26 protein-coding genes and 1 pseudogene are annotated in these 26,779 nt (G+C 71.8%); 17 read left to right on the top strand and 10 right to left on the bottom strand.

Annotated features, from left to right (window positions below; all coding sequences use genetic code 11):
• Positions 1 to 110: 110 nt before the first annotated feature.
• Positions 111 to 713, top strand: coding sequence for a PadR family transcriptional regulator (locus tag ACTMTU_RS35005; RefSeq protein ID WP_441267466.1), 603 nt, complete (start codon positions 111 to 113; stop codon positions 711 to 713).
• Positions 714 to 817: 104 nt separating this feature from the next.
• Here ACTMTU_RS35005 and ACTMTU_RS35000 read toward each other — a convergent pair whose 3' ends face one another.
• The gene (locus tag ACTMTU_RS35000) at positions 818 to 1,246 is read right to left on the bottom strand and encodes a type II toxin-antitoxin system Rv0910 family toxin (protein WP_441267465.1); all 429 of its coding nucleotides are present in this window, start codon (positions 1,244 to 1,246) and stop codon (positions 818 to 820) included.
• A 256-nt stretch (positions 1,247 to 1,502) separates the two neighbouring features.
• Between ACTMTU_RS35000 and ACTMTU_RS34995 the strand changes: the two genes are divergently transcribed.
• The 3 genes from ACTMTU_RS34995 to ACTMTU_RS34985 all read left to right on the top strand — a co-directional run bounded on the left by ACTMTU_RS34995 (position 1,503) and on the right by ACTMTU_RS34985 (position 4,364).
• Entirely contained in the window at positions 1,503 to 2,192 is a 690-nt protein-coding gene (locus tag ACTMTU_RS34995) for a Clp protease N-terminal domain-containing protein (RefSeq protein ID WP_441267464.1), read from the top strand.
• A gap of 12 nt (positions 2,193 to 2,204) precedes the next feature.
• The gene (locus ACTMTU_RS34990; protein ID WP_441267463.1) at positions 2,205 to 3,215 is read left to right on the top strand and encodes an EamA family transporter; all 1,011 of its coding nucleotides are present in this window, start codon (positions 2,205 to 2,207) and stop codon (positions 3,213 to 3,215) included.
• A 207-nt stretch (positions 3,216 to 3,422) separates the two neighbouring features.
• Positions 3,423 to 4,364: a DMT family transporter gene (locus ACTMTU_RS34985; RefSeq protein ID WP_441267477.1), complete on the top strand. Its 942-nt coding sequence runs from the start codon at positions 3,423 to 3,425 to the stop codon at positions 4,362 to 4,364.
• 79 nt (positions 4,365 to 4,443) lie between these two features.
• On the opposite strand, the gene ACTMTU_RS34980 is transcribed toward ACTMTU_RS34985, so the two are convergent.
• On the bottom strand, positions 4,444 to 5,115 hold the full coding sequence (locus ACTMTU_RS34980) for a pyridoxamine 5'-phosphate oxidase family protein (protein WP_441267462.1): 672 nt from the start codon (positions 5,113 to 5,115) through the stop codon (positions 4,444 to 4,446).
• Positions 5,116 to 5,138: 23 nt separating this feature from the next.
• On the opposite strand from ACTMTU_RS34980, the gene ACTMTU_RS34975 reads away from it, so the two are divergent.
• Positions 5,139 to 6,470, top strand: a complete 1,332-nt coding sequence (locus ACTMTU_RS34975; RefSeq protein ID WP_441267461.1) for an aminotransferase class I/II-fold pyridoxal phosphate-dependent enzyme — start codon at positions 5,139 to 5,141, stop codon at positions 6,468 to 6,470.
• A gap of 236 nt (positions 6,471 to 6,706) precedes the next feature.
• Here the strand turns inward: ACTMTU_RS34975 and ACTMTU_RS34970 are convergent, their stop codons facing one another.
• Positions 6,707 to 7,693, bottom strand: coding sequence for a DMT family transporter (locus tag ACTMTU_RS34970; protein ID WP_441267460.1), 987 nt, complete (start codon positions 7,691 to 7,693; stop codon positions 6,707 to 6,709).
• A 73-nt stretch (positions 7,694 to 7,766) separates the two neighbouring features.
• On the opposite strand from ACTMTU_RS34970, the gene ACTMTU_RS34965 reads away from it, so the two are divergent.
• Positions 7,767 to 8,681 (top strand): LysR family transcriptional regulator, encoded by a 915-nt coding sequence (locus tag ACTMTU_RS34965; protein WP_441267459.1) that lies wholly within the window; start codon positions 7,767 to 7,769, stop codon positions 8,679 to 8,681.
• Here the strand turns inward: ACTMTU_RS34965 and ACTMTU_RS34960 are convergent.
• The gene (locus ACTMTU_RS34960) at positions 8,670 to 9,137 is read right to left on the bottom strand and encodes a pyridoxamine 5'-phosphate oxidase family protein (RefSeq protein ID WP_441267458.1); all 468 of its coding nucleotides are present in this window, start codon (positions 9,135 to 9,137) and stop codon (positions 8,670 to 8,672) included. The genes ACTMTU_RS34965 and ACTMTU_RS34960 overlap by 12 nt on opposite strands.
• A gap of 157 nt (positions 9,138 to 9,294) precedes the next feature.
• On the opposite strand from ACTMTU_RS34960, the gene ACTMTU_RS34955 reads away from it, so the two are divergent.
• Positions 9,295 to 9,945, top strand: a complete 651-nt coding sequence (locus ACTMTU_RS34955) for a cysteine hydrolase (protein ID WP_441267457.1) — start codon at positions 9,295 to 9,297, stop codon at positions 9,943 to 9,945.
• Here ACTMTU_RS34955 and ACTMTU_RS34950 read toward each other — a convergent pair.
• The 3 genes from ACTMTU_RS34950 to ACTMTU_RS34940 form a co-directional block, all read right to left on the bottom strand.
• On the bottom strand, positions 9,932 to 10,402 hold the full coding sequence (locus tag ACTMTU_RS34950) for a Rieske (2Fe-2S) protein (RefSeq protein ID WP_441267456.1): 471 nt from the start codon (positions 10,400 to 10,402) through the stop codon (positions 9,932 to 9,934). The two genes, ACTMTU_RS34955 and ACTMTU_RS34950, sit on opposite strands and share 14 nt — an antisense overlap.
• A 325-nt stretch (positions 10,403 to 10,727) precedes the next feature.
• Positions 10,728 to 11,210, bottom strand: a complete 483-nt coding sequence (locus ACTMTU_RS34945) for a hypothetical protein (protein WP_441267455.1) — start codon at positions 11,208 to 11,210, stop codon at positions 10,728 to 10,730.
• Positions 11,211 to 11,283: 73 nt separating this feature from the next.
• Entirely contained in the window at positions 11,284 to 11,685 is a 402-nt protein-coding gene (locus tag ACTMTU_RS34940) for a hypothetical protein (protein WP_441267454.1), read from the bottom strand.
• 162 nt (positions 11,686 to 11,847) lie between these two features.
• On the opposite strand from ACTMTU_RS34940, the gene ACTMTU_RS34935 reads away from it, so the two are divergent.
• From ACTMTU_RS34935 to grpE, 3 genes are all read left to right on the top strand, one after another.
• Positions 11,848 to 12,327, top strand: a complete 480-nt coding sequence (locus ACTMTU_RS34935; protein ID WP_441267453.1) for a J domain-containing protein — start codon at positions 11,848 to 11,850, stop codon at positions 12,325 to 12,327.
• 109 nt (positions 12,328 to 12,436) lie between these two features.
• Positions 12,437 to 14,326, top strand: coding sequence for a molecular chaperone DnaK (gene dnaK, locus ACTMTU_RS34930; protein ID WP_441267452.1), 1,890 nt, complete (start codon positions 12,437 to 12,439; stop codon positions 14,324 to 14,326).
• A gap of 47 nt (positions 14,327 to 14,373) precedes the next feature.
• Entirely contained in the window at positions 14,374 to 15,267 is an 894-nt protein-coding gene (gene grpE / locus ACTMTU_RS34925) for a nucleotide exchange factor GrpE (RefSeq protein WP_441267451.1), read from the top strand.
• Between the two features lie 338 nt (positions 15,268 to 15,605).
• Here grpE and ACTMTU_RS34920 read toward each other — a convergent pair whose 3' ends face one another.
• Positions 15,606 to 17,075: a hypothetical protein gene (locus ACTMTU_RS34920; RefSeq protein ID WP_441267450.1), complete on the bottom strand. Its 1,470-nt coding sequence runs from the start codon at positions 17,073 to 17,075 to the stop codon at positions 15,606 to 15,608.
• A gap of 199 nt (positions 17,076 to 17,274) precedes the next feature.
• Positions 17,275 to 18,291 carry a LacI family DNA-binding transcriptional regulator gene (locus ACTMTU_RS34915; protein ID WP_441267449.1) on the bottom strand — a complete coding sequence of 339 codons (1,017 nt, stop codon included), beginning with the start codon at positions 18,289 to 18,291 and terminating at the stop codon, positions 17,275 to 17,277.
• Between the two features lie 284 nt (positions 18,292 to 18,575).
• Between ACTMTU_RS34915 and ACTMTU_RS34910 the strand changes: the two genes are divergently transcribed.
• The 4 genes from ACTMTU_RS34910 to ACTMTU_RS34895 all read left to right on the top strand — a co-directional run bounded on the left by ACTMTU_RS34910 (position 18,576) and on the right by ACTMTU_RS34895 (position 23,451).
• Positions 18,576 to 19,889, top strand: coding sequence for an ABC transporter substrate-binding protein (locus tag ACTMTU_RS34910; protein ID WP_441267448.1), 1,314 nt, complete (start codon positions 18,576 to 18,578; stop codon positions 19,887 to 19,889).
• Positions 19,890 to 19,989: 100 nt separating this feature from the next.
• Positions 19,990 to 21,012 (top strand): carbohydrate ABC transporter permease, encoded by a 1,023-nt coding sequence (locus ACTMTU_RS34905; protein WP_441267447.1) that lies wholly within the window; start codon positions 19,990 to 19,992, stop codon positions 21,010 to 21,012.
• Complete coding sequence (locus ACTMTU_RS34900) at positions 21,009 to 21,938, top strand: carbohydrate ABC transporter permease (protein WP_441267446.1); 930 nt, start codon at positions 21,009 to 21,011, stop codon at positions 21,936 to 21,938. The genes ACTMTU_RS34905 and ACTMTU_RS34900 overlap by 4 nt, the downstream gene beginning before the upstream one ends.
• Before the next feature lie 64 nt (positions 21,939 to 22,002).
• A complete protein-coding gene (locus ACTMTU_RS34895; RefSeq protein WP_441267445.1) occupies positions 22,003 to 23,451 on the top strand; it encodes a GH1 family beta-glucosidase in 1,449 nt (482 codons plus the stop codon).
• A gap of 64 nt (positions 23,452 to 23,515) precedes the next feature.
• On the opposite strand, the gene ACTMTU_RS34890 is transcribed toward ACTMTU_RS34895, so the two are convergent.
• The gene (locus tag ACTMTU_RS34890; RefSeq protein ID WP_441267444.1) at positions 23,516 to 24,349 is read right to left on the bottom strand and encodes a hypothetical protein; all 834 of its coding nucleotides are present in this window, start codon (positions 24,347 to 24,349) and stop codon (positions 23,516 to 23,518) included.
• 146 nt (positions 24,350 to 24,495) lie between these two features.
• Here ACTMTU_RS34890 and ACTMTU_RS34885 point away from each other — a divergent pair.
• The 3 genes and pseudogenes from ACTMTU_RS34885 to ACTMTU_RS34875 form a co-directional block, all read left to right on the top strand.
• Positions 24,496 to 24,645, top strand: a pseudogene (locus tag ACTMTU_RS34885) (LmrA/YxaF family transcription factor); the annotation flags it as partial.
• A 276-nt stretch (positions 24,646 to 24,921) separates the two neighbouring features.
• Positions 24,922 to 25,890, top strand: a complete 969-nt coding sequence (gene ku / locus ACTMTU_RS34880) for a non-homologous end joining protein Ku (protein WP_441267443.1) — start codon at positions 24,922 to 24,924, stop codon at positions 25,888 to 25,890.
• Between the two features lie 138 nt (positions 25,891 to 26,028).
• Entirely contained in the window at positions 26,029 to 26,487 is a 459-nt protein-coding gene (locus tag ACTMTU_RS34875; protein WP_441267442.1) for a nuclear transport factor 2 family protein, read from the top strand.
• Positions 26,488 to 26,779: the final 292 nt, after the last annotated feature.

Below are 26,779 nucleotides of genomic sequence, written 5' to 3'. Positions count from 1 at the left end.
GCAGGCCAAGGCCAATTCAAGGTCGGCGGCACGGTGATGCCTTGTCGTTCGCTTTTTTCCGATATATCGTTGACGCATCGCGACTGATCAACGATGGAAGGAGCGTAGCGATGCGTTCACGTGGAAACGGGCCGGAAGGCGGCCGCGGACACTGCGGGCCCGGCCATCACGGTTGGGGTGAGTACGAGGGCCGTCGCGCGGCGTTCGGGCCCTGGGGACCGCCGTTCGGCGGGCCTTTCGGCGGCGGACGCGGGCGTGGCGGCGGCCGGGGCAGGGCGCGGCGCGGCGATGTGCGCGCCTCGATCCTGGCCCTGCTGAAGCACCGCCCGATGCACGGTTACGAGATGATCCAGGAGATCGACGAGCGCAGCGGCGGGGCATGGAAGCCCAGCCCCGGGTCCGTCTATCCGACCCTCCAGATGCTGGAGGACGAGGGTCTGATCGTCAGCGAGAGCGACGGCGGCAAGAAGCTGTTCACGCTGACCGACACCGGGCGCGTCGAGGCCGAATCGGGGCCGGAGGCTCCCTGGGAGGAGGCCGGCCGCGGTGTCGACTGGGACACGGTCAACGAGATCCGGCAGGCCGGCTTCGGTCTGATGGAGGCGTTCGGCCAGGTCTGGAAGTCGGGCAACGCCGAGCAGCGGCAGAAGGCCGTCGCCGTGATCAACGAGGCCCGCAAGAAGCTCTACCTGATCCTGGCCGACGAACACTGAGCCGGGAGTGAAGGGCCCCGCGTCGGCGCGGGGCCCTTCTCTGCTGTGCCCGCGGCCGGCTCCTTCCGTGGAGGGCTGCCCGGCCGGCCCGCGCGGCCGCCGGGTCAGGCCACCAGTCCGCCCAGCTTCCGGAGCGACTCGTTGAGCGCCGCGGTCGCCGAGTCCTTCAGCTTGCCGGCCATGAGCGAGACGGCCGCGCCGGTGAACTCGCCGTCGATGCGCACATCGGTCGCGCCGCCGGCCGGCGTGAGCGAGTAGCGGGTACCCACGACGACGGACATCGGTCCCTTGCCCCTGATGGCGAGCACCCGCTCGGCCTCCAGTTCCTCCACGGTCCAGGTCACTTCGGCCGGGAAACCCATCAGCTTCATGTTCTCCGCGAAGGTGGCGCCCGTCTCCAGCGGTTCGGGGCCGCCCGCGGGGAAGCTCGTGTGAGTGGCGTTCCAGCGGCCGTACGAGGAGAAGTCGGTGAGCTGGGCCCAGACCTTCGCGGCCGGTGCCTCGATGCGCGCCTCAGCGGTGACTTCGGCCATGCGACCACCCCTTCGTGTCGGGTTCCGGTGCGCGGACCGTAGCCGTGGGTGCGGGAACATTCAATACTGACGACATGTCAGATATGCGGTCCGGTCGGTCGGAACCGGCACGGCCGCAGGGGGAGACTCAGGGTCGGTCGGCGCCTTGTCATCCGCAAGGAGGAGGAAACGCCCGGGTGTACCCAACTCCGGTGGGATGCGCAAATGCTTCCCCGCGTGGACGCCGGGGCCGCGGATGCCTGATGAGGTGGAAGGCGTGCGAAGTCCTGCCCCGTGGCTGCCCCGGCAGCACGCTGCCCTCCCCGTCCGTGCCGATCTCGAAGCCGCGCTCACCGTGGAGCTGGCATCGGTGGTCGCCGGTGCCCGCAGGAGGGCGCTGCGGGACGGCGACAGGCAGATCGACACCGCCCATCTCCTCCACTCCCTGTTGGAACAGGGCCCCGAGGTCCGGGCCGTGTTCGGGTCACCCGCCCAAGTGGCGCGTGTGCTCGGCTACCTCGTCCAGCGCAGCATCGGTTACGGGCTCGCCTGGCAGGGCTCCGTCGAGGACTCGGGCGCACTGCCGGTGGTGCGGGAGGGCGGTGCGCCACGGCTGCCGTCACCGGGCGCTGTGCGGCCCGATACGGCACAGGCGGCCGGTGCCGCGCTGCCCCACCTGCCGGGCTGGTCACCGTCGGCCGTGACCGCCTTGGCGGGTGCGCTGGCCAGGGCGAGGCTCCGCGGGAACACCCGCGCCGAGGGGATCGACGTACTGGCCCGCATCGCGGCCGACCTGGACTGCCGGGCCGCCGAAGTGCTGCGCAGGGCCGGTGTCGACGTGCCGCTGCTGGCGGCGCGGATCGCGGAACGGGTGTCCGCGGGGCCCGCCGCCCGGTCGGCCCCCGGGTTGCCGGCCCGGAAGCGTCTCGACATGTGTCACAGGGGTGACGGTGCTGACGGCTGCTGACATGATGTGCCGATGCAGGCGTCTCAGGGAAGGAGCGCCGGCCTGGGACTCGCCCTGGGCTCGGCGTTCGCGTTCGGTGGATCGGGTGTCGCGGCCAAGCCGCTGATCGAGGCGGGACTCGACCCCCTCCATGTCGTGTGGCTACGGGTCGCGGGCGCCGCGCTCGTGATGCTCCCGCTGGCCTGGCGTCACCGAGGACTGCTGAGGCGCAGGCCCGCGCTGCTGGCCGGTTTCGGTCTGCTGGCCGTGGCGGGCGTGCAGGCGTGCTACTTCGCCGCGATCTCCCGCATCCCTGTCGGCGTCGCACTGCTCATCGAGTACCTGGCCCCCGCGCTCGTGCTCGGCTGGGTCCGCTTCGTCCAGCGCAGGCCGGTGACCAGGGCCGCCGCCGCGGGTGTCGTGCTGGCGGTCGCGGGCCTCGCGTGTGTCGTCGAGGTATGGGCGGGGCTGCGGTTCGACGTGCTCGGCCTGCTGCTCGCCCTCGGCGCCGCCTGCTGTCAGGTGGGCTACTTCGTCCTGTCCGACCAGGGCGGCGACAGCGACGACGCCCCCGACCCGCTGGGTGTGATCGCGTACGGCCTCCTCATCGGCGCCCTGGTGCTGACGGTCGTGTCCCGGCCGTGGGGCATGGACTGGTCACTGCTCGCCGGTAGCGCCGACATGGGGGGAACCGAGATCCCGGCCGCGATGCTGCTGGCGTGGATCGTGCTGATCGCCACCGTGCTCGCGTACGTCACCGGTGTCGTGTCGGTGCGCAGGCTCTCGCCTCAGGTGGCCGGTGTCGTCGCGTGCCTCGAGGCGGTCATCGCGACCGTGCTGGCATGGGTGCTGCTGCGTGAGCACCTTTCTGCGCCGCAGATCTTCGGCGGCGCGGTCGTCCTGTTCGGGGCGTTCATCGCGCAGTCCCAGGCGCCCCGGCCGCCGTCCGGGCCGGTGGCGGCCGGTGGGCCGGAGGCTCTGCCCGTGGCGGCCGACGACGGGTCCGCCGCCGGCGAGTTGTCCGCGGGCCACCGCGCCCCGTAGGGTGGCGATCATGCATTCGACCGTACTTCCGCCGCCCGCCGCCTAGCGCGGGCGGACGTTCTCAAGGAGATCCGGCTCGGGGTGTCTTCCCCGAGCGGTCGGTGCTGCCCGCGTGACTGAGCCGAGCGATCAGCCGTCCCGTTCTTCATACGGAGAAGTCACGTGTCGAATTCCTCTTCAACTCCTGCTGTAGGCGTGCCCGCCATCATGTCCGTGGGCCGTGGTTTGACCTGTCTCGTCTTCGCCGGGTTCGCCTGGGGGACCGCCGGAGCCGCCGCCTCGCTCGTCTTCCAGGTGAGCGATCTGGGGCCGCTCGCCCTGTCGTTCTGGCGGTGCGTCGGCGGGCTCCTGCTGCTGCTGCCCGTCCTCGCGATGCGCGCCCGGCGTCGCCGGGGGACCGTCGCTTCCGCCGAACCGCGCCGGCGGAGGGTGCTGCGCATCCTCGCCACGGGAGTCGGTCTCACCGTCTTCCAGAGCGCCTACTTCGCGGCCGTCGAGGCGACCGGCCTCGCCGTGGGAACCGTCGTGACGCTGGGCGCCGGTCCTGTGCTCATCGCCGTGGGGGCACGGCTCACCATGGGCGAGCGGCTGGGCCGCGGCGGGATCCTGGCCGTCGCGGGGGCGCTGGCCGGGCTCGGCGTCCTTGTCCTCGGCGGCGAGGGGGCGGAGGTCCGGCCGACGGGCGTCGCGCTCGCCGTGCTGTCGGCCGCCGGATACGCGGCGATCACCCTGCTGACGCGCCGGCTCGGCCGGGACGGAGGCGGCGGTGACTCGCTGTCCACCACCGCGTGGGCGTTCGCGATCGGGTCCGTGGGGCTGCTGCCGATGGCGATCGGCGAGGGGCTCCTGCCGCACACGGCGGAGGCGGCCAGGGTCATCGGGCTGCTGGTCTACGTCGCCGCTGTACCGACGGCTCTCGCCTACGCCCTCTACTTCGCGGGCGCGGCCGTGGTCAGGGCGGCGACCGTCTCCGTGATCATGCTGCTGGAGCCGGTGAGCGCGGCGGTCATCGCGGTGACCCTGCTGGGCGAGCGCCTGACGCCGGCCACGGTGGCGGGGACGCTGCTGCTGCTCACGGCGGTCGCCGGTCTCGCGGCGGCGGAGGCGCGGGGCGCCGCGGTCCGGAGGCGGGTGCCGACCACGGCGTGAGGCGGCCTCTCGGGCCGCGGGAAGCGTCCCTGCCGACCCCCGTTCGGCAGGGACGCGCCTCATGCACCGGCGCGGCGCGTCAGAGGTAGGCGGGGAGCGGCGTCGACGGGGAGAGGTCCGGCGCCGGGTCCGGCAGGCCGCGGGTGGTGGTGACGGGGACGACCCCCGCCCAGTAGGGAAGGTCCAGATCGGCCGGGTCGTCGTTAGGGCCGCCCGTGCGGGTCTTCGCCGACACCTCCGCCAGATCCAGGCGGAGTACCGCCGTCGCCGCCAGTTCCTTGGCGTTCGCCGGGCGGGAGTCGGTGGAACGGCCGGGAACGACATGTTCCACGAGAGCGTCGAGGGCGGTGCGCTTCTCCGACGGGTCGGTGACCTGCCGGGCGGTGCCGTGGACCACCACCGAGCGGTAGTTGAGCGAGTGGTGGAAGGCGGAGCGCGCAAGGACGAGACCGTCGACATGCGTCACCGTCAGGCACACGGGCAGCCCCGGGTCCGCCCCGCCCGCCATGCGCAGGGGACGCGACCCGGTCGACCCGTGGACGTACAGCCGCTCGCCGACGCGGGCGTACAGCGTCGGCAGGACGACCGGGGCTCCGTCGCGGACGAACCCGAGGTGGCAGACGTACGCCGTGTCGAGTATCGAGTGCACCGATTCGCGGTCGTACGTTGCCCGCTCCCGGGAGCGGGTGGGAATCGTCCGGTCGGTCGGCTCGTACGGGGCTTCCGCGGTCTCCGGCATTGCGGTCTCCATTGCACTAGTGCATAATGTCTTTTGTGCTAGGAGAGTATCGGATCGTTGGGCGGCGTGCATCCGAGATCGCCGCGAGCATCGAGCGGGCAGTGGGTTCCGGAGAGCTCGAACCGGGCCGACTGCTGCCCCCGATGAGGGAGTTGGCCACAGAGCTGGGGGTGAACCCGAACACCGTCGCGGCCGCCTACCGGACCCTGCGCGAGCGCGGAGTGATCGAGACCTCCGGCCGCCGGGGCAGCCGGGTGCGCCCCCGCCCGGCCAGTACCGCGCGCGGATCGATCCGGGTCGACGCACCCCCCGGCGTGCGCGACCTCGGCGAGGGCAATCCGGACCTGGCGCTCCTGCCGCCGTTGCACGAGGCGCTCGCCGCCGCCGCGGGACGGCACGCCGAGGAACCCGGACTGTACGGAAGGGCGCCGCTGGACCCCGAGTTCGCGCGCCTCGCACGCGCGTCGATGGACGCCGACGGGGTCCCTGCCGGGCCGCTCGCCGCCACCTCCGGATCGCTGGACGCCATAGAGCGGGTGCTCGCCGCGCATCTGCGGCCCGGCGACGCGGTCGCCGTGGAGGACCCGGGCTGGGGAAGTCTGCTCGATCTCGTCTCCGCGCTCGGCCTCAAGCCGCTGCCCGTCGCACTCGACGACGACGGGCCGCTGCCCGGGGAGGTGGAGCGGGCGCTCGGGGCGGGAGCCCGCGCGATCGTCGTCACCGACCGGGCGCAGAACCCGACCGGCGCGGTCCTGAGCCGCGAGCGGGCGGACGAACTGCGTGCCGTGCTCGCACGGTTCCCGAGCACCCTGCTCATCGAGGACGACCACGGGCACGCCATCGTCGACCAGCCGCTGCACGCCCTCGCGGGGCCGACCGACAGCTGGGTGTTCGTGCGCTCCGCGGCCAAGGCCTACGGGCCCGATCTGCGGGTCGCCGTCCTCGCCGGGGACACCGTCACCATCGACCGCGTACAGGGGCGGCTCGGCCTCGGGCCCGGCTGGGTCAGCCGGCTGCTGCAGCACACCGTCGCGCATCTGTGGGCGTCCGGCGTCGTCGACCCCGCCGCCGTCGCCCGCTCCTACGGTGTACGGCGCGACGCTCTGATCGGCGCGCTGGCGCGGCGGGGTGTCGAGGCGCGAGGCCGCAGCGGGATGAACGTATGGGTGCCCGTCCGGGACGAGACGGGAGCGGTGGCGCGGCTGCTGCACGCCGGGTGGGCGGTGGCTCCCGGGGCGCGCTTCCGGATGTCGTCGCCGCCCGGAGTCCGTCTGACCGTCTCCGACCTCACGGCCGCCGACATCGAGCCGCTCGCCGACGCGGTGGCCTCGGCGGTCGGCCCGGTGCCCGCCCGCAGCTACGGCTGATCCGGTGCTGATCCGGACGGTGGGCGGTGCCGGCGGTCGGTGACGGTACGCCGAGGGTCCCGTCGCCGGGGCGGGCCGCCCGGGAACGGGCCGCCCGCCGCCGAGGTCCGGGGCCTCGCGTTCGCTTCGGGGGCGCCGGCGCCCCGGGGGCTTCGGGTCGGCTCCGGGGCACCGGCTCCCCGGGAGGCTCCGGGGCGGCGACGGGACTCACGTGGGCCCGGTGACCCCGTGCGGGCTCAGGCCCGCTTCGGCCGGCTCTGCGTCAGCGCCGCGCCCACCAGGACGATCAAGGCGCCCACCGGGGTGTTCCAGGCCAGGTGCTCGTCGAGCAGCGCCACGCCCGCCGCCGTCGCGATGACCGGGATGAAGTACGTGACCATCTGCGCCGTCGTCGGCCCGACCTCCGCCACCAGCCCGTACTGGATGAGCAGCGCCAGCCCCGTGCCGAGGACGCCGAGCGCGATCACCGCGAGCAGGGGCACGAGCGGGAACGAGTCCGGCACCGTGGTGAACAGCGGTGTGACGACGGCGAGTTGGACGGTCGCCAGCCCCAGCTGGGCACCCGTCAGCGAGAGGTTGGAGTGGCTGGAGCCCGCCAGGGTGCGACGTACGTAGATCCAGCCGATCGGATAGCTGAGCGAGGCGAGCAGTGCCATGGCCGTGCCGGAGAAGTCGAGTCCCGAGAAGCCCTGCCAGGCACCGAGAACGGTGAGGACACCGAGGAACCCGATACCGAGACCCGCGACGCGGCGCCGGGTCGGCCGGTCCTCGGACAGTGCGACGAGGGAGAGCGCCATGCCCCACAGCGGCGAGGTGGCGTTGCAGATGCCGGCGAGCGTCGAGGGGATCGTGAGCTCGGAATAGGCGAAGAGCGAGAACGGCAGCGCGTTGAGCAGGAAGGCCGCGACCGTCAGGTGACCCCAGGTGCGCAGGCCGCTCGGCAGCCGGTCACGGCGGACCGCCATCGCGACGGCGAGCACCGCCGTACCGAAGAAGAGGCGGCCGAAGGTGACCTGGAACGGCGCGTAGGCCCCCGTGCCCACCTTGATGAGAAGGAAGCTGAAGCCCCACACGGCGGAGAGCACCGCGAAGCGGATGCGCCAGTCGACGGCCCGGCGGGGCGGGCGGACGTCGGGGGCGGACCCGGCCGGGGCGGTCCCGGGCGGAGCCGGGGGAAGGGTGTGGGCGCGGGCCTCGTCGGCCTCGGTCGTTGCGCTGCTCATGGCCCCACGATCGCGCCTCGCACCTCTTAGGACAAGCGAGATTTTCTCGACCTCTTCCCTTAGCATTGCTTACATGTTGAACCTGGAGCGACTGCGCACCCTGGACGCGCTGGCCCGGCACGGCTCCGTCAGCGCCGCCGCCGACGGGCTGCACGTCACCACCTCGGCCGTCTCCCAGCAGATGGCGAAGCTGGAGCGGGAGGTCGGGCAGCAGCTGCTGGCCAAGAACGGGCGCGGCGTGCGACTCACCGACGCCGGCCGGCTCCTCGCCGACCATGCCGCGCGCATCCTCTCCCAGGTCGAGCTCGCCCAGTCCGACATCGAGGCACGGCGAGGGCAGGCGGTCGGCGAGGTCAGGATCGGGGCGTTCCCCACCGCGGCCCGCGGTCTGTTCCCGGCCGCGGTGTCCACCCTGCGCCGGGACCACCCGGAACTGCGGGTACTCTCCACGGAGTTGGAACCCGAGGCCGGTGTCAGGGGGGTCATTCGCGGGGACCTCGACCTCGCCGTGGTGCTCGACTGGAGCAACAAACGGCTTCCCGTCCCCGGCGGCCTGGCGCAGGCTCAACTGCTCGACGACGTGCCCGATGTCGCGATGCCCGCGAGTCATCCGCTGGCGGACCGCGCGGAGGTCGACCTCGAGGACTTCGCCGACGACGAGTGGGTGTCCTGGCCGGAGGGCGAGTTCTGCCACGAGTGGCTGATGTTCACCCTGCGTTCCAAGGGATTCGAACCCCGGATCGGGCACAGGGCAGGCGAACACCACACCCAGCTCGCCCTGATCGCCGCCGGGCTGGGCGTCTGCGTGGCGCCCCGGCTCGGCCGGGGGCCGGTGCCCGAGGGTGTCGCGCTCGTCCCCGTACGGCAGCGGATGCGCCGCCACGTCTACGCGGTGTGGCGCACCGACGCCGACCGCAGGCCCTCCATCAGGGCGGCGGTGGAGGCGCTGCGCGCCGCCGCCGGGCCGGTCGAGGAGTCAGAGAGCTGACAGCTTGCGGAAGTCCCACGACGCGACCGCGTCCGGGGTGAGCCGCAGCCAGGCGTGCCGGCCGTCGTGGGGCATCTCGTCGAGCGCGAAGTTCTTGCGGGCGAACAGGGCTTCCGGTACGGCAAGTTCGGGGCAGGGCTCACCGGTCCGCGGGGCCTCGCCCACGAACACGGCCGTGCCGGACAGTTCGACGCCCCGCAGCTCCCCGTACTCCTCGCCGGCGTCGACGACCACGGCGAGCCGCGGATCGCGGCGCAGCTCCGCCCAGCGCCTGCTGCGGGTGAGGGAGTAGAGCCACAGCGACGTGCCGTCCCAGGCGAACCACAGCGCGCTGACGTGCGGCCGCCCGCCGGGCGACACCGTGGCCACCCGGCACGTCCGCTGCCGGGTCAGGAACGCGTCCAGCTCCGCGGGGGTCATCATGATGCGACGGCCCCGGCGCTGTATGGCGGTCATGTGCGGCCTCCCCGGCAACGGCTGACACGGCGGAATCCGTGACTGACGAGTCGTCAGAAATGTTGTCCGGCCAGCATGGAGGCTCTTCCCCTCGTGCGCAACGGCGGCTACCGTCGCGCTCCCGCGCCGAAAGGCCGGGACACCGAGGAGGAGCCGCGTGTCATCCTTCCATCAACTCGCGGAGCAGCTCGAGGCGCCCACCACCGCACTCATCACCGTCGAATGCCAGCAGGGCGTCGTCGGCGAGGACAGCGCCCTGCCGGAACTCGCCGCGGCGGCGGTCTCCTCCGGCGCCCTCCGCAACGTCGCGCGGCTGGTCGCCGCCGCCCATGACGCCGGAGTGCAGGTGCTGCACGCGGTCGCCGAGCAGCGGCCCGACGGCAGAGGGTCCAACCGGAACGCGCGGCTGTTCAGGGCCGCCGCCCGTCTGCCCGTCCAGCAGCACAGCGGCTCCGCGGCGGTGCGTATCGCCCCGCCGATCGACGTGGCGCCCGAGGACATCGTCGTACGAAGACTCCACGGACTGTCGCCGCTGGCCGGCACGGACGTCGACCCGATCCTGCGCAACCTCGGCTGCCGCACCCTCGTCGTCACCGGGGTGTCCGCGAACGTGGCGGTGCCCAATGCCGTCTTCGACGCCGTGAACCTCGGCTACACCGCCGTCGTCGCGGCGGACGCCATCGCGGGAGTGCCCGCCGAGTACACCCCCGCGATGATCCGCAACACCCTGTCCCTGGTGGCGACGATCGCCACCACCGACGAGGTGGTCTCCTGCTGGAAGGACCGGCGTCGCGTCACGCGAGCTTGATCGAGTCACCCTCCACCGTGATCGCGGCGGGCGGCAGCGGCTTCGTCGCGGGACCTGCCTTGACGCTGCCGTCCGCGGCGTCGAACCGGCTGTTGTGGCAGGGGCAGTTGATGGTGCCGTCCGAGATACCCGACACCGCGCAGCCCTGATGCGTGCACTTGGACGAGAAGGCCTTGAACTCACCCGCGACCGGCTGCGTGATCACCACGTCGCCGACGATCTTGCCGCCGCCTTCCGGGATGTCGGAGGTCTTGGCGATCACCGTGCCGCCGCCCGCGCCACCCCTGTCGGCGCCTCCCGAGGAGGCGCCCTCGCCGGCCGGCTTGTCCGACACGGACTGCGGCGGGTCGTCCGAGCCCCCGCACGCCGTCAGGGCGACGGAGAGACCGGCGCCACCCACGGCGGCGACGACGGTACGGCGCGCCACGGTCCGGGCGGTCCCCTGCGTTCCGGTCATGCTGGCTCCCTCGTCTCGTCCGGCCCCGGTACCGGCCGGTTCGTGCTGTTGTACGCGCCGAGGGGCCGCGACGTTCAAGGAATCACGAATTTCCCAGGGGGCTGGTCACGGCGCGGTTCCGCTGCGGGGCCCGGTTTCGGAGGTCGTTCACGCCGCTGCCGGGGACGGCTCGGGATCTGGGGGTCAAACTTGAGTGGAGTCTTGTCAACTTGGTTGGTACAGCGCCTCGCGCGGCGGCGGTCTGGTGCGTCCGGTGGTGCGGTTTCCTGATGCCCGGCCTGTGCGCCCGCGCCCTGCGACCCGTGCGCCGATCCGTGAGTCCTGCTCAGATCCCTGCCGGGGGAGCCGGTGCCGGGGACCGGCCCGGCAGCCAGGCGGGCCTTCTGCGGCGTGCCGGGGCGGGGTCGGCGCAACCGGATCCGGTCGGCGCGAGCAGGTGGTGGCTCACGGCCGTGCGTACGGTGGCCGCCGTCGCCTGGGGTACGCGGTCCGAGACGGCGACACGGGCGAACGGCGACGCCGCCGGACGGAGGTCGACGCGCGCCACGGGGCCCCGACGGGGGCGGATCGCGACGAAGTCCCGCACCTCCGCCTGCTCGCTCACGTTGCGCACGCCGAGATGCAACAGGTCGCCGATCCACACGCCCCGAGAGGGCTCGCCGCGCACCGCGCGCCGCCAGTCGCGTTCCACGGTCACCTTCTCCACTGCCGCGAGCGGCACCCGGACGTCCGTGTGCCGTGCGGTGATCTTCTCCCACCAGGTCAGTTCGACGATGAGCTCCTCGCCCCTGACTGCAAGGCGGGCCATGGCGCTGCACCTCCTTCGTGACGTGTTCTCGGCCAGAGCCGTACTGCTGTCTGCGCGGGCTTCGCCGGTCGGATCACCGCGGAACGCGAGGCTCGCCGCTGCTTTCCTCCGCCGGCGGCCCCAGTGGTTCCGGCTGGACGTGCGCGGACGACCCGAGGAGGCGTGCCCCGTGCCGCTCCGAGCGGTGCCCGGACGCGTCGGTGATCCTCAACCGGGGTGTCTGGGCCGCCCCCGGGGGCGTAGGGACGGGGCGCCGCGCCAGGATGCGGCCCACCCATCGGCGGCCGCAGATGGGACACGGCGGTGCGCCCGCGGGCGTGTACGGGGAGGCCACCGGGGTGCCGTCACGGGAGAAGTACTCCCACTGCCCGCCCAGGTCGTCGCGGTACTGCTGGACGTCGTAGTCGGCGCTCCACTGGTGCCAGCACCTGCCGCAGGTGAACTCCACGCGCTCGACTGCCATCTCGGTGATCACGTCGTCCACCTCCATCCCGTCGGATGCGGCCTGCAGCTTCCATATTAGGTATCTCCGCAGGAATAGCCTTGACAACACCCGACTCAAGTTTTATGTACATATTTGTCGAGGATCAGCCCGGTTCAGGGTGCTGCCGCCCCGCTGGGAAAGGAGGTGGGCGAGATGCCGGGGCCGTATCCCTCCCGTGACCATTACACGGTGCTCGGCGTCGAGCCGTCCGCGACGCCCCGCCAGATCACCACGGCGTACCGCCGGCAGGTCCGGGCCCTGCACCCGGACTCCGGCCCGGACGGAGCGACGCGGCTCGAGGAGCTCGCCGCCGTCGTGGCGGCGTACGCCATCCTCCGTGACCCGGAGCTGCGGCAGCGCTACGACGACGACCGCCACCGCGGACGGGCCTCCGGCGCCCGGCGGATCCCGGTGACGGCCGACCGGGCGCCCGGCCCTCCGACCCGTACGCGACCCGCCGGACCCCCGCCGGCAGAGCCGCCGGTGGTCCTGGGAGGCGCGCTGCGGGCGCCGGGCGTGCGCGCGGGCCCTGTCCGGGTACACGTTCTTCCGCAGGAGGCCCCGTACTCCTCGGATCCGCTGACCCTGCTGCTGCGATGGGCCATGGACGTGGACCCGTGGCAGTGGCCGTGAACCGCCGTCTCCGCACGAGCGGTGGTGCGGTGCCCACCGCGGTCGGACCTCCGGCGCGGCGCGCCCCCGGCGGGCGCGCCGACGAGCCTGTGCAGGAAGGAGAGCTGAGATGACCCGTGCAGTCGGTATCGACCTCGGTACGACGAACTCGGTGGTGGCCGTCCTCGAAGGCGGCGAGCCGACCGTCATCGCCAGTACGGAGGGTGCGCGGACCACGCCCTCGGTGGTCGCCTTCGCGAAGAGCGGCGAAGTGCTCGTCGGGGAGATCGCCAAGCGTCAGGCGGTGACCAACGTCGAACGCACAGCCCGGTCGGTCAAGCGGCACATGGGGGAGGCGCAGTGGCGCTTCCCGGACTCGGGCTCCATCGACGGCAAGCGCTACACCGCGCAGGAGATCTCCTCCCGGGTGCTGCAGAAGCTGAAGCGGGACGCGGAGGCCTATCTCGGCGAGGACGTGACCGACGCCGTGATCACCGTGCCCGCATACTTCAACGACTCGCAGCGCACCGCCACCAAAGAGGCGGGGGAGATCGCCGGTCTCAAGGTGCTGCGGATCATCAACGAGCCCACCGCCGCCGCGCTCGCGTACGGCCTGGACAAGGAGAACGACCAGACGGTCCTCGTCTTCGACCTCGGTGGCGGGACCTTCGACGTCTCGCTGCTGGACATCGGTGAGGGCCTGGTGGAGGTGAAGGCCACCAACGGCGACACCCATCTCGGCGGCGACGACTGGGACCAGCGCGTCGTCGACCATCTGGTCAAGCAGTTCAAGAACGGCTATGGCATCGACCTCTCGAAGGACAAGATGGCCCTTCAGCGGCTGCGGGAAGCCGCGGAGCGGGCGAAGGTCGAGCTGTCCTCCGCGACCGAGACGACGATCAACCTGCCCTACATCACGGCCTCCGCGGAAGGCCCGCTGCACCTGGACGAGAAGCTGACGCGTGCCCAGTTCCAGCAGCTGACGTCCGACCTGCTCGAGCGCTGCAAGGCCCCCTTCCACAACGCGATCAAGGACGCCGGCATCAGTGTCGGCGACATCGACCATGTGATCCTGGTCGGCGGTTCGACCCGTATGCCCGCCGTCACCGAGCTGGTCAGGGAACTGACCGGCAAGGAACCGCACAAGGGCGTGAACCCGGACGAGGTCGTCGCCATCGGCGCCTCGCTCCAGGCCGGTGTGCTGCGCGGTGAGGTCAAGGACGTGCTGCTGCTGGACGTGACCCCGCTGTCCCTCGGCATCGAGACCAAGGGCGGCATCATGACCAAGCTCATCGAGCGCAACACCACGATCCCGACCAAGCGGTCCGAGGTCTTCACGACGGCCGAGGACAACCAGCCGTCCGTGCAGATCCAGGTCTTCCAGGGCGAGCGTGAGATCGCGGCGTACAACAAGAAGCTCGGCATGTTCGAGCTGACCGGTCTGCCGCCGGCCCCGCGCGGCGTGCCGCAGATCGAGGTCACGTTCGACATCGACGCCAACGGCATCATGCACGTGACCGCGAAGGACCTCGGCACGGGCAAGGAACAGAAGATGACCGTCACCGGCGGCTCCGCCCTGCCCAAGCAGGACATCGACCGCATGATGCGCGAGGCCGAACAGCACGCGGAGGAGGACCGGCGCCGCAAGGAGGCGGCCGAGACCCGCAACCAGGCGGAGGGCCTGGTGTACAACACCGAGAAGCTGCTGCGCGACCAGGCGGACCAGGTCCCGCAGGACGCACGGGAGGAGGTCGAGACGGCGATCGGCGACCTCAAGGAGAAGCTCAAGGGCGACGACACGAGCGCGATCCGCGAGGCCACGGAGAAGGTCAGCGTGGCCGCCCAGAAGGTCGGCTCCGCCATCTACGCCCATGCCCGGCCCGAGGGCGGGGCCGGCGCGACGGGCGGCGCAGGGGCCGCCGGTGGCCAGGCGGCCGGCGACGGACAGGGCCCGGCGGACGACGAGGTGGTCGACGCCGAGATCGTCGACGAGGACCGGCGGCAGGGAGGCGAAGGATGAGCGTCCCGAACGACCGACGCGCTCACAGGAAGGAACAGCGTCCACCCGTGATCATCCGCGACCGGCGCCGCATCGATCCGGTCACCCTCGAGCTGCGGGGGACCACCGAGGCCCCCGGGCCCGCGACCTCGGCGGAGGACACCGGCGCCGCGGCGCCGCGGAACCCCGGTGCGGATGCGGGGGCGAGCCCGGACCAGGCACGGGGGCCGCGCCCGGAGCCGGAGCCGGAGCACGGCCATGCTGCGGGCCACGGGCAGGGGCGGGTTCAGGACCGGCCACCGGAGCGGGCGCCGGCGGCCGACGCGCATGGCGGCGACGAAGCGTCGGAGATCGCGAAGCTGCGGTCACAGCTGTCCGAGCGGACCGCCGACCTGCAACGGACGAAGGCCGAGTACGACAACTACCGCAAGCGCGTGCGACGTGACCGCAGGGCGGTGCAGGAGATCGCCGTGTCCAACGTGCTCGGCGCTCTCCTGCCGGTCCTGGACGTCGTCGTCCGGGCGCGCGAACACGGCGAGGACTCGAAGGGGTTCACGTCCGTCGCCGACCTCCTCGCGGACCGACTGGCCGCGCTCGGCCTGCAGTCCGTCGGAGAGGTGGGGGAGCCGTTCGATCCGACGGCTCATGAGGCGCTCGACTACACGGAGTCGGAACAGCAGGAGCGGCCGGTCTGCAGCAGCGTGCTGCGGCCCGGTTACCGGGTCGGAGACCATCTCCTGCGGCCCGCGCAGGTAGTCGTCACCGGTCCACCGGCCACCGGCACGGGTGGGGCGGGCACCCGCACGGATGCGGACACCGGTTCGTACGGGGACACCGGTTCGGGCGGGGGCGCTGTTGGTGGGCACGGCCCGCCGGTCGCCAGCGAACGGGACTCGCGTCGGGAACGGCCGGACGGCGGGCCGGGGGAGGGCGGCCGGCTCGGGACCAGGTCCGACGTGTGACGGGCGTCCTGCGTCCGGCCGGACACCGGCGCCCGGCCCGCCCGCGCGCCCGGAAAAGCAGGTGCGGGCGTCCACCGGCCCTGCCGAGCCGCGCCGGTGGACGTACCGAGGCGTCCTCCCAGCGGGGACGCCACGGGGCGCTCGGCATGGGTGAGCCGGGAGAAGCTTTTACGGCGCCTGCTGCTCCGGCACGGCATCCGACCCGGCGCCGAACGCGTGCTGAACCTGGGCTTCGGCAGCGGCGAATGGCTGCCGCGCGCCTTGGCCGCGCATCCCCGCGTCCACCGCGACCGCCGGGGCTCGTCCTGCGACGCACGTCGGACTGAGCCGGGCGCGAGCTACGACGGCCCCCGGCCGAGCCGTGCGACGGCCCACGTCGCCCGCGCCGGCAGATCACCCAGCGACGAGCGGAACTGCTTGGCGATCGTGGTCAGCAGGACCTTCCCGTGCCCCATCGTCTCCCGCGCGAGCTCCGCCTCGCCGGCCTCCACGGCCGCGAGCACCAGCTCCAGATGCTGCTCCGTGATCATCCGGCCGAGGCCCCGGCGGTGCCACTCGGACACCGTTTCGTCCGGCACGGCGCCGTCGAGTCCCACCGCCGCCCGCGCACGCTCCAACGCCCGTCGCGCCGCCGTCAGATCGCCCTTGCGCAGTTCCAGCCGGGCCAGGACGTAGGCTTCCGCAGCCAGGTCCCACCCCGTGTCCCGCAGCGACAGCAGGTCGAACTGCGCTCGGGCGGCCTGCGCGTGGTCGCCGAGCCGTTCCAGCGCGCGGCTCAACTCCTTGAGCCGCGCCGCGTCCGGGCCCGTGTCGTCCAGCATGCGGATCAGCGCGACCCGGGCGTGCTCCGTGCGGCCCTGCCGGCGGGCCAGCTCGACCCACGTGAACTCGCTCTGCGTCGAGGGGTCCCGGCCGTGGTGCTCCGCGTCTTCCTTCCGGGCCTCGTCCAAGACGCCGGCGGCGTCCGTCACCAGGCCGCCGGTCGCCTCCCGCAGCAGCGGCACATCCTCCGCGCGGCCGTACAGGCCCACCAGCACGGCGGCAAGGCTGCGTTCCTCGAACCATTCGGTCCGTTCGGTGTTCTCGCGTTCCAGCAGGAAGCGCAGCAACGGCAGATCCTCCGCCCGGCGGTCGTACTGCGCGGCCCGGATCACCCCGGCCCGCAGCACCGCGTCGCCGCCCGCCTCGTCCCAGGAGCCGGGCACGCCGGACCGCATCCTTTCCAGGGCCTCCCGCCCCGGCGCCAGCACGACGTCGCACAGCGAGCGGCGCGGAGAGTTTCCGGGCAGGCGGTATGCCGTCAACTCCTCGGCATTGAGCAGGACATGGTCCGGCTCTGTGCGCCCCGCGGCGGCCTCCGCCCTGGCGGCCAGCTCGACGAGGGGACGCTCGGGCAGGCCCAGCCCGCTCAGCAATGCCGCCCGCTGGGCGTCCAGTTCGGGGGCGAACTGTTCGCGCGCCTCCTCGTCCCCCTCGCGCACCGCGGCGAGCAGCTGCTCCTCGTCGAGGCCCGGGCGGACGCCCTCGCACCACCGGGGCAGCCTGATGACCGTCTCCAGTGCCTCGGTGACACTGTCGGCGATCAGTACGGCGTCGCCTTCCGAGGACGCGTACAGCACCGCGCCGTCGCCGCAGACGAAGTACGTGCCGCCGGTGTCGTCCCCGGCGACCGCTTCCAGCGGGGCGCCGGACGCCAGCCGGACGTCCTCCACGTGATCGGCACGGCCGATGTCGAAGTTGAACGGGAACGCGGCGAGTTCGGCGAGCTCCGGACGGGTGCGCAGCAGCTCCAGGGCGTGATCGTCCATGCGGCCGAACCCTACTCGGCTGCTGAAGATCCCCGCCGGGTACCTGCGTCTCTCGCAGGGCCTGTGCCCGCCCCCCACGAGGCCGACCTTCCGATCCACTGCGGTGGGCCGCACCGCCGCCAGGTTCCGTACTGCTCGTTCTACCTGCCCGGTATTCCGGCGGCTGCGGGGACCTCATGAGGTCCGCCGCCCGCGGACGTCACGTGGAGTCGCGCACGACGAGTTCCGTGGGCAGGACCACGTGCCGGCGCGGGGCGCCCGGGTCGGTGATCTCGGCCAGCAGGATGCGGGCGATGGTGCGTCCGATCTCCTCGATGGGCTGGCGCACGGTCGTCAGCGGAGGGTCGGTGTGCCGGGCGATGAAGGAGTCGTCGAAGCCGATCACCGCCACGTCCTCGGGGATGCGCCGGCCCTGCGCGCGCAGCTCGCTCATCGCGCCGGCGGCCATCACGTCCGACGCGACGAAGACGGCGTCGAGTTCCGGGATACGTTCAAGAAGCGAACGCATGGCCTGCCTGCCGCCCTCCTCGGTGAAGTCGGCGGCGGCGACGAGGTGTTCGCCGGAGTCCCGGCCCGCCGCGTCCAAGGCGTCGCGCCAGCCGCGCAGACGGCTCCGGCCGACGTCCATGTCGAGCGGGCCGGTGATCGTAGTGATGGTCCGCCGGCCCCGTTCCACCAGGTGCCGCACGGCGGCGCCGGCGCCGCCCACGTTGTCGGAGTGGGCGTGGCTCAGCGACTCGGCGGGGGAGCGGCGGCCGGCCAGCACGGTCGGCAGCCCCATGTCCTCGAGGAGCCCCGGCAGGGGGTCCTTCTCGTGCACGGAGACCAGCAGCACGCCGTCCACCCGGCGCGCGGCGACCGAGTCGGTGAGCTGGTCCTGTTCGCCCTTGTCCCGGACGAGAACCAGCTGGAGCTGGGTCCTGGTGTCGGCCAGGCCCGTGCTCACCCCCCGGATGACCGCGGAGAAGTACGGCTCCGAGCCCAGCCGGCTCTCCGACTCAGGGATCACCAGGGCGATCGCGTCGGTCCTGCTGGTGACCAGGCCCCGGGCGACGGAGTTCGGGACGTAACCCAGCTCCGCGATCGCCGCCAGGACCGCGTCCCGTGCCTCGTCGCTGACGAGCTCCGAACCGTTGATGACGCGCGAAACCGTCGTGCGGCCCACACCCGCCCGCGCGGCCACGGTCTTGATGGTCGGCCGCCGGCTGCCCCCCATGGCTCCTCCCTCGTCGATCGGCGTGACACGCCGCCAGGCAGCGCATTTTGCCAGAAGTCCGCGCTGTGCCCGGCGATCATGCCGGTTCGCCTCCGAGATGTGCCTCGGAAGACGATCTGGTTTCAAGTTCTTGACAGGCACGCAACGGGGCCGTCAGTCTTCGTGCACCTTGGTGGGCACGTTCCCATCGTAACGTGGGAACGTGCCCATCGATGAATCGGGCCGTTCAGCGGGCTTACGAGTTCGCATTCCGGTGCATCGGCACCGTCGCTGGGGAGGACATCATGATCAGGAATCAGAAGCTGTTGCGTACAAGAATTACGGGGACCGTCTCCGTGCTCGCTGCCCTCGGCCTGATCGTCGGCTGCAGCAGCGGCGGCGACTCCGGTACCGGCGGCGGCGTCAAGGACGGCAAGGTCACCATCACCATGGGCCTCTTCGGCGTCATGGGGTACAAGGAGACCGGTCTGCTGGACCGCTACATGAAGGAGAACCCGAACGTCACGATCAAGGCCGAGGTGGCCGGTGACGAGCAGACCTACTACACGGCCCTGCAGACGCACCTGGCGGCCGGCAGCGGACTGAAGGACATCCAGGGCATAGAGATCGGCCGGGCCAAGGAGCTCGTGGACACCCAGGCCGACAAGTTCGTCGACCTCTCCGGCGTACCCGGCATCGACCACTATCTGCCCTGGAAGCTCAGCCAGGTCACCACCCCGGACAAGAAGCTCATCGGACTCGGCACGGACATCGGCCCGATGGCCGTCTGCTACCGCAAGGACCTGTTCGAGCAGGCCGGACTGCCTACGGACCGGAACGAGGTCGCAAAGCTGTGGGCGGGCGACTGGTCGAAGTTCGTCCAGGCCGGCAAGGACTTCAAGGCCGGTTTCAAGGGTGACGGCGTCGCCTTCATGGACAGTGCCAGCGGCCTGTTCAACGCGATGATCTACGGCAACTCCGAGCAGTTCTACAACAAGGACGGAGAGCTGATCTACCAGGACAGCCCCACCGTCACCGCTGCCTGGGACCTCGCCTCGCAGGCCGCGACCGGCGGACTGACCGCCAAACTGCGTCAGTTCCAGCCGGGATGGGACCCCGGCCTGGCCAACAGCACCTTCGCCACCACCGTCTGCCCCGCGTGGATGCTCGGCCACATCACGGAGAAGGCCGGGCCGAAGAACAAGGGCAAGTGGGACGTCGCCAAGGCACCCAAGGGCGCCAACTGGGGTGGCTCCTTCCTCGGCGTGATGGAGAAGAGCCCGGTCAAGGAAGAGGCGAAGAAGCTGGTCGCCTGGCTCACCGCGCCCGAGCAGCAGGAGTTCGTCTTCCAGAAGCTCGGGAACTTCCCGTCCTCGCAGAAGGCGCTGACGTCGCCGGCCGTGACCGGCGCCGAGCAGGAGTACTTCGGCGGGGCGCCCATCGGCGAGATCTTCGGCGCAGCGGCCCAGGAGATCCCGGACGAGCAGGTCCTCGGACGCAAGGACGGCACGATCAAGGACATCTTCTCGCAGGGTCTGACGCTGATCGAGTCCCAGAACAAGAGCCCGGAAGAGGCCTGGAAGACCACCGACGAGCGGATCAAGAAGGCCACCGGCTGAGCCCGCCCCCGTCCGCCCGGTGACCGCGCCGCCCCGCCCGGGGGCAGGCGGTCACCGGGGTCGAGCCCTCCGTACCAGGCCTCACAGGAAGGTTGTCCCCGTGGCCGCTTCCACCCCCGTCGCGCCGGCCGGCGGACCCGTCGGCAAGTCTCCGGCGCCCGGCCCGCACGATGCCGGCGCGCCTCCGCGCCGGCGCGCCCTGCTCCACCGCCTGGACGTGCGCGGCGCGCCCTACGCCTTCGTCGCCCCGTTCTTCATCATCTTCGCGGCCTTCAGCTTCTATCCGCTCGTCTACACCTCGTGGATCTCCCTGCACCGGGTCGAGCTCGCCACCATGAACGTCATGGAGTGGGTCGCCTTCGACAACTACGTCGCGCTGTGGGAGGACGAACGCTTCTGGAACGCGGTCGGCAACACCATCACCCTCGGCGTGATCTCCACCGTGCCGCAGCTGCTGATGGCGCTCGGCCTCGCCCACCTGCTCAACTACCGAATGCGCGGCTCGACCTTCTTCCGGGTGGCCGCCCTCACCCCGTACGCCACCTCGGTCGGTGCGGCCGCGCTCGTGTTCACCATGCTCTTCGAGCGCGACTTCGGCATGATCAACTGGATGCTGGGCCTGGTCGGCTTCGACAACGTCGACTTCGAGAACAACAAGTGGGCCGCCCAGATCGCCATCTCCACGATCGTGATCTGGCGGTGGACCGGCTACAACGCACTGCTCTACCTCGCCGCCATGCAGGCCGTCCCGCGGGAGCGCTACGAAGCGGCCGCCATCGACGGCGCCTCCCGTTGGCAGCAGTTCCTCACCGTCACCGTCCCCGGAATCCGCTCCACCATCGTCTTCACCATCGTGCTCTCGACGATCGGCGCGACACAGCTGTTCGGCGAACCCCTCATCTTCGGGCAGGGGCCGAACGGCATCACCGGCGGCGCCGACAACCAGTACCAGACCCTCGGACTGCTGCTGTACGAGGAGGGCTGGAAGAACTACCAGATGGGCCGGGCCGCGACCGTGGCATGGGTGATGTTCCTCCTGCTGGTCCTCGTCTTCGTCGTCCAGCGCGTCGTCAGGCGCGCCGCGTCCCGCAGGTCCGGACCGACCAGGAGCACCGCATCATGACCACCGACAGCCTCCCGGTCCGGGCCGAGCACGGGCCCGCCGCCGTGCAGGAAACACCCGGCAGGGCCCGCCGCCGTCCGATGATGCGGATGCGGATGCGGGCCGGCCGTCAGCACCACGCCGGCCCGCTCGCCTACGTGCTCCTCGCGATCGCGGCGCTCACCTCGCTCTTCCCCCTGTACTGGACGATGGTGGCGGCCTCGACGGACAACACACGGGTGACCCAGACCCCGCCGCCGCTGCTGCCCGGGCCGAACCTGTTCGAGAACCTGGCCAGGGCCTGGGACGAGGCCGCCATGGGCAAGGCGATGATCAACAGCCTGATCGTCGCAGGCTGCATCGCGATGGCGACGGTGCTCTTCGCCACGCTCGCCGGTTTCGCCTTCGCCAAGCTGCGGTTCAAGGCGCGCAACGTGCTGCTGATGCTGGTCATCGGCACGATGATGGTGCCGCCCCAACTCAGCGTCGTACCGCTGTTCATGATGATGAGCGACCTGGGCTGGGGGCAGAAGCTGCCCGCCGTCATCTTCCCCACCCTGGTCAGCGCCGTGGGCGTGTTCTTCATGCGGCAGTACCTCGCCGAGGCCCTGCCCGACGAACTCGTCGAGGCCGGCCGGGTGGACGGCGCGCACTCGCTCCGCATCTTCTGGAGCATCGTGCTGCCGATCGCCAGGCCCGCGATGTCCGTGCTGTTCATGATCACGTTCGTGCACGCGTGGAACGACTTCTTCTGGCCGTTCATCGCCCTGGACATGAGCAACCCGACGGTGCCCGTCGCGCTCACCCAGCTCAGCGCCGGATACATCCGCGACCAGTCACTGATCATGGCCGGCGCCCTGCTGGGCACGCTGCCGCTCCTGGCGATGTTCGTCGTCTTCGGCCGCCAGATCGTCGGCGGCATCATGCAGGGCGCCGTCAAGGGCTGAGCGCCGTGGGCCGGACGCCCCCTCTTCCTTTCTCCCTTTCTCTCCCGTCACCGGAAGGACCCACGTGACCACCGCAACCCGGCACGTCGCCCCCGCCGACCAGGCGCCCGCCACCCGCACCTTCCCGCAGGACTTCCTGTGGGGCACGGCGACCGCCGCGTACCAGATCGAGGGAGCGGCCGCGCTGGACGGCCGCACCCCTTCCATCTGGGACACCTACGCCCGTACCCCGGGCAAGGTCCGCAACGGCGACACCGGCGACATCGCCACCGACCACTACCACCGCTGGCGTGAGGACGTCGCGATCATGGCCGACCTCGGCGTCGGCGCGTACCGGTTCTCGATCGCCTGGCCGCGGGTGCAGCCGACCGGCCGCGGCCCGGCGGTGCAGAAGGGACTGGACTTCTACCGCCGGCTCACCGACGAACTGCTGGACAAGGGCATCCAGCCGGTCGCCACGCTCTACCACTGGGACCTGCCGCAGGAGCTCGAGGACGCCGGCGGCTGGCCCGAGCGGGCCACCACCGACCGGTTCGCGGAGTACGCCGCACTCGCCGCCGACGCGCTCGGCGACCGGGTCCGCACCTGGACCACCCTCAACGAGCCCTGGTGCAGCGCCTTCCTCGGCTACGGCTCCGGTGTGCACGCACCCGGCCGCACCGAGCCGGTCGCAGCCCTGCGGGCCGCGCACCACCTCAACCTGGCGCACGGCAAGGCGGTTCAGGCGCTGCGCGCCGCGCTGCCCGGCAGCGCCCAGGTGTCCGTCACCCTCAACATCCACCATGTGCGCCCGCTCACCGGGCAGGCGCCCGACGTCGCCGCGGCGCGCCGCATCGACGCCCTCGCCAACCGGGTCTTCACCGGGCCGATGTTCGAAGGGGCCTACCCCGCCGACCTGCTGGAGGACACGTCCCACCTGACGGACTGGTCCTTCGTACGCGACGGCGACACCGCCGACATCAAGCAGCGGCTCGACTTCCTCGGCGTCAACTACTACACGCCGACACTGGTGTCCGCCGCGGCCGACGGGACGAGCCACGGCTCCGACGGCCACGGCAGAAGCAACCACAGCCCCTGGATCGGCGCCGACAACGTGGCCTTCCACCTCCCGCCCGGCAGCACCACCGCCATGGGCTGGGCGGTCGACCCGACCGGCATGCACGACCTCCTGCTGCGCCTGGGCGCGGACCTGCCGGGCATGCCCCTCGTGATCACCGAGAACGGCGCGGCCTTCGACGACTACGTCGACCCGAGCGGCGAGGTCCGCGACCCGGACCGGATCGCCTATCTGCACGGTCACCTCACGGCGGTGCACCGGGCGATGGAGGCGGGCGTGGACGTTCGCGGCTACTTCCTCTGGTCGCTGCTGGACAACTTCGAGTGGGGCTACGGCTACAGCAAGCGCTTCGGCACGGTCTACGTCGACTACCCGACGGGCAGGCGCATCCCCAAGGCGAGCTCGCGCTGGTACGCGCAACTGGCGCGCACGGGCGCGCTGACGCCCCTCGACTGACGTCCGTCAAGGGCCAGGTTCGGTGCGCGGCACCGGACCTGGCCCGCACGGCTTCACGAAACGGTTAGACGCCGTCCGCGCCGCGGCTGAGCTCGCCGCCGGTGAGCGCGTCCACCACCACCAGGACCAGCAGGGCCACGCCGCCGAGCGAGCAGAGGAGCAGGAACGAGCCGAGCACCGTGTTCAGGAGACGCAGGTGCGGGGCCTGCGGGACCAGCACGTCCGCAGGATCGCGCGGGTCGTAGCTGACGGTGACGTACGGGCCGTCGTCGCCGTGCACGAAGCCCCGGTACGTGCCGGTGCCGTCCATGTACACGTACGCGCCCGGCGTCGCCGCCGCCGTGGCGGTCACGGTGATGCCGTGCCGGCGCAGCCACCGCTCGCGCAGCCACCGACGCACGGTGTACACGCCGACCCCGAGGCACACCCAGGTGATACCGCCGATCGGGAGCATGAAGATGACCGACGCCGCGGTGCCTGCCAGACCGGCGACCACGGTGAAGGCGACGAGCGCCACGAAGAATCCGAGCAGGCCCCACAGAAGCCGGCGCACGAACCTCTGGTGCCAGGTGGGAGTGAGGGCGCGGACGACGGTCAGGGCGGTGCCGTCCGTCTCGTCGTCCTCCCGGTCCGGGAGCATCGCGTTCACTCCGTCGGCGAAGACGGCGGCGGCTGCCTCGCTCACGTCCTCCACCTGGTAGACGGTCGGGGCGGTCCCGCGAGGGGCCCGCAGTTCGATCGTCACCGTCCTGCCCTCGGCGCGTACCCGCGCGACGGCTGCCGGAACGAAGGTGACCTGCTCCCGCGGGCGGTCCAGGACGAGCGCGTCCCGGTCGGCGGTGAGGACGGCGCCGCCGCGGCCCTGGAGGACGGGGAGGGAGGACGGAGTGATCGACATGAGCATGATCGTAAGGCGGACGGTCCGGGCCCGTCAGCCCCTTGGCACGTCCGCGACCGGCGGGCCGGTGTCGCGGACGAAGACGTTGTCGCCGGCCGAGGCCATCGTGACCGGGTCGAGGCCGGACGGCAGCGGCGCATGGTGCCGAGGCCGAGCAGGCCGCGCAGCTCGCCACGCTCGTGATCGCGGCCGTCGAGGGCACGGTCGCCCTGTGCCGCGCCCGGCGCAGCACCCAGCCCCTCGAGCGCACCACCGAGCAGCTCCAGGGCCTCATCGCCGCCGCGACCGCGAAGTGACCCGGCGCCACGTGTGCCGGGTGCGGCGGAATCGGGGTGGGCTCCGCGGCGTCCATCCGGCACCCTCACGGCCCACAGGCCCCCTGTACAGCAAAGGTGTCAGCGCTCGTCCTTCGGAGGGCCGGGCCGGAACCGCCGGCACCCGAAGAGGTGGCAGCCCCGAACGGGGAGTCTCACAATGGCGGCATAAGTGCCTGATGTGCCATCGCGGCTGAGACTGTGCCACGAAATCCGAGGCCTGCGTGAGCGTGCTCGGGGCCTTACTGGAGGTTGTTCATGCCCCGTCCCATCTGGTCCGGCGCCATCAGCTTCGGGCTGGTCACGATCCCGATCAAGGTCGTGCCCGCCACGGAGAACCACAACATCTCCTTCCGGCAGGTCCACCTGGAGGACATGGGCCGGGTGCGCTACCGCAAGGTCTGCGAGCTGGACGGGAAGCAGCTGTCCGACAACGAGATCGTGAAGGGCTACGAGGTCTCGAAGGACCAGCTGGTCGCCGTGACGGACGAGGACCTGGCGGAGATTCCGCTGCCGACGGCGAAGGCGATCGAGATCGTGGCGTTCGTGCCGGCGGGGTCGATCGACCCGGTACGGATCGGCGACTCGTACTACCTGGAGGGCGACGGTCAGGTCGCGGCCAAGCCGTACAAGCTGCTGCGGCAGGCACTGCAGCGGTCTTCGAAGGTCGCGGTGGCCAAGTTCGCGCTCCGCGGCCGCGAGCGCCTCGGACTGTTGCGGGTCAAGGACGAGGCCCTGGTCCTGCATTCGATGCACTGGCCGGACGAGATCAGGTCTCCGGAGTCGCTGGCGCCGCCGGCCGTGGAGATCGACGATTCGGAGGTCGACGGGGCCATCGCGCTCATGGACGCGATGGGGGAGGAGGACATCTCCCACTACACCGACCACTATCGCGAGGCCCTCGAGGAGCTCATCGCCGCCAAGGCAGAAGGCAAGCAGCCCGCCCCCGCCGCGGAGGCGGCGGAGCCGGGCGGCCAGGTCGTCGACCTGATGGCCGCTCTCACCGCCTCCGTCACCCGGGCACGTGAGTCCCGTGGCGAGGGCGAGCACGCCACGGTGCACGAGATGCCCGAGCCGAAGAAGAAGGCGGCGGCCAAGAATGCGGCCAAGAAGTCGCCCGCGAAGAAGACCGCGGCCAAGAAGACCACCGCCGGGACCACGGCCAAGACCACCAAGAAGGCCACTGCGAAGAAGGCCACCGAACGGCGGAAGCCACGCGCCTCCTAGCCTGCGCCGAGGCCGGGTTCTCCGGCGGGGACGCTCATTACCCCCGGCGTAATCGACCGCTCTCCCTTCCCCGGGCAGGATCGAGCACATCGGCGGGAACCCCTGCCGGGATCCGGCCGCAGCCGCGAGGAGAGCGCCATGTCCGTCACGTCCACTGCCGCAACGGCGAGTGCCGCCACCACCGCCAGTTCCGTCGCCGACGCCACCCGGGCCGTGGTGGGGGAGTTCCTTGCCGCGCGGCTGGCCGGGGACACCGTGCGGCTCGTCTCGCTCTTCGCCGAGAAGGTCGACTGGGTGCTCGCCGAGAACCCCGCCGTCCCTTGGATCCGCCCGCGGTCCACCGCCGCAGAATGCGCCGCCCAGTTCACGGAGCTGATGGAGCACACCGTGCCCGAGGACGCGCGCGCCTCGGTCGACACCTTCCTCGTCGACGGCGCCGACGCCGTCCTGATGGGGCAGGTGTCGGGCACCGTACGTGCGACGGGAAAGTCCTTCGAGGGCCCGTTCGCGCTGCACCTCACCGTCGAGGACGGCCGGATCACCCGGCACCACCTGTACGAGAACAGCCTGTCGATCGCCGAGGCCTGCGCCCCGTGAGCGCGGGTCGGCCGGGCCCCGGCCCTCGGTCATCGCTGGGGGCCGTCAGGCCTTGAGGCGGCCGGGGGCGCGCCGCGCCAGGGCGGAGACCGGCGGCTTCACCAGGACCCGCGCGGGGCGCGGCGTCGAAGCGGGTCCCGGCCCGGTCACGCCGGGCTGCGTGAGGGATCCAAGGCGTACCTCACGGGCTGCCGGCCGCCCGGCCGTACCAGCCGGTGCGGGACGGGTCAGGCGCGCAGGTCGAGCAGGGCGGACATGGCTGCCACCACGGAGGGGGCGACCTGGTAGTAGA

Source organism: Streptomyces sp. OZ13 (assembly GCF_052068155.1).
GTDB lineage: Bacteria > Actinomycetota > Actinomycetes > Streptomycetales > Streptomycetaceae > Streptomyces.
This window is presented reverse-complemented; position numbering and strand designations above follow the sequence as displayed.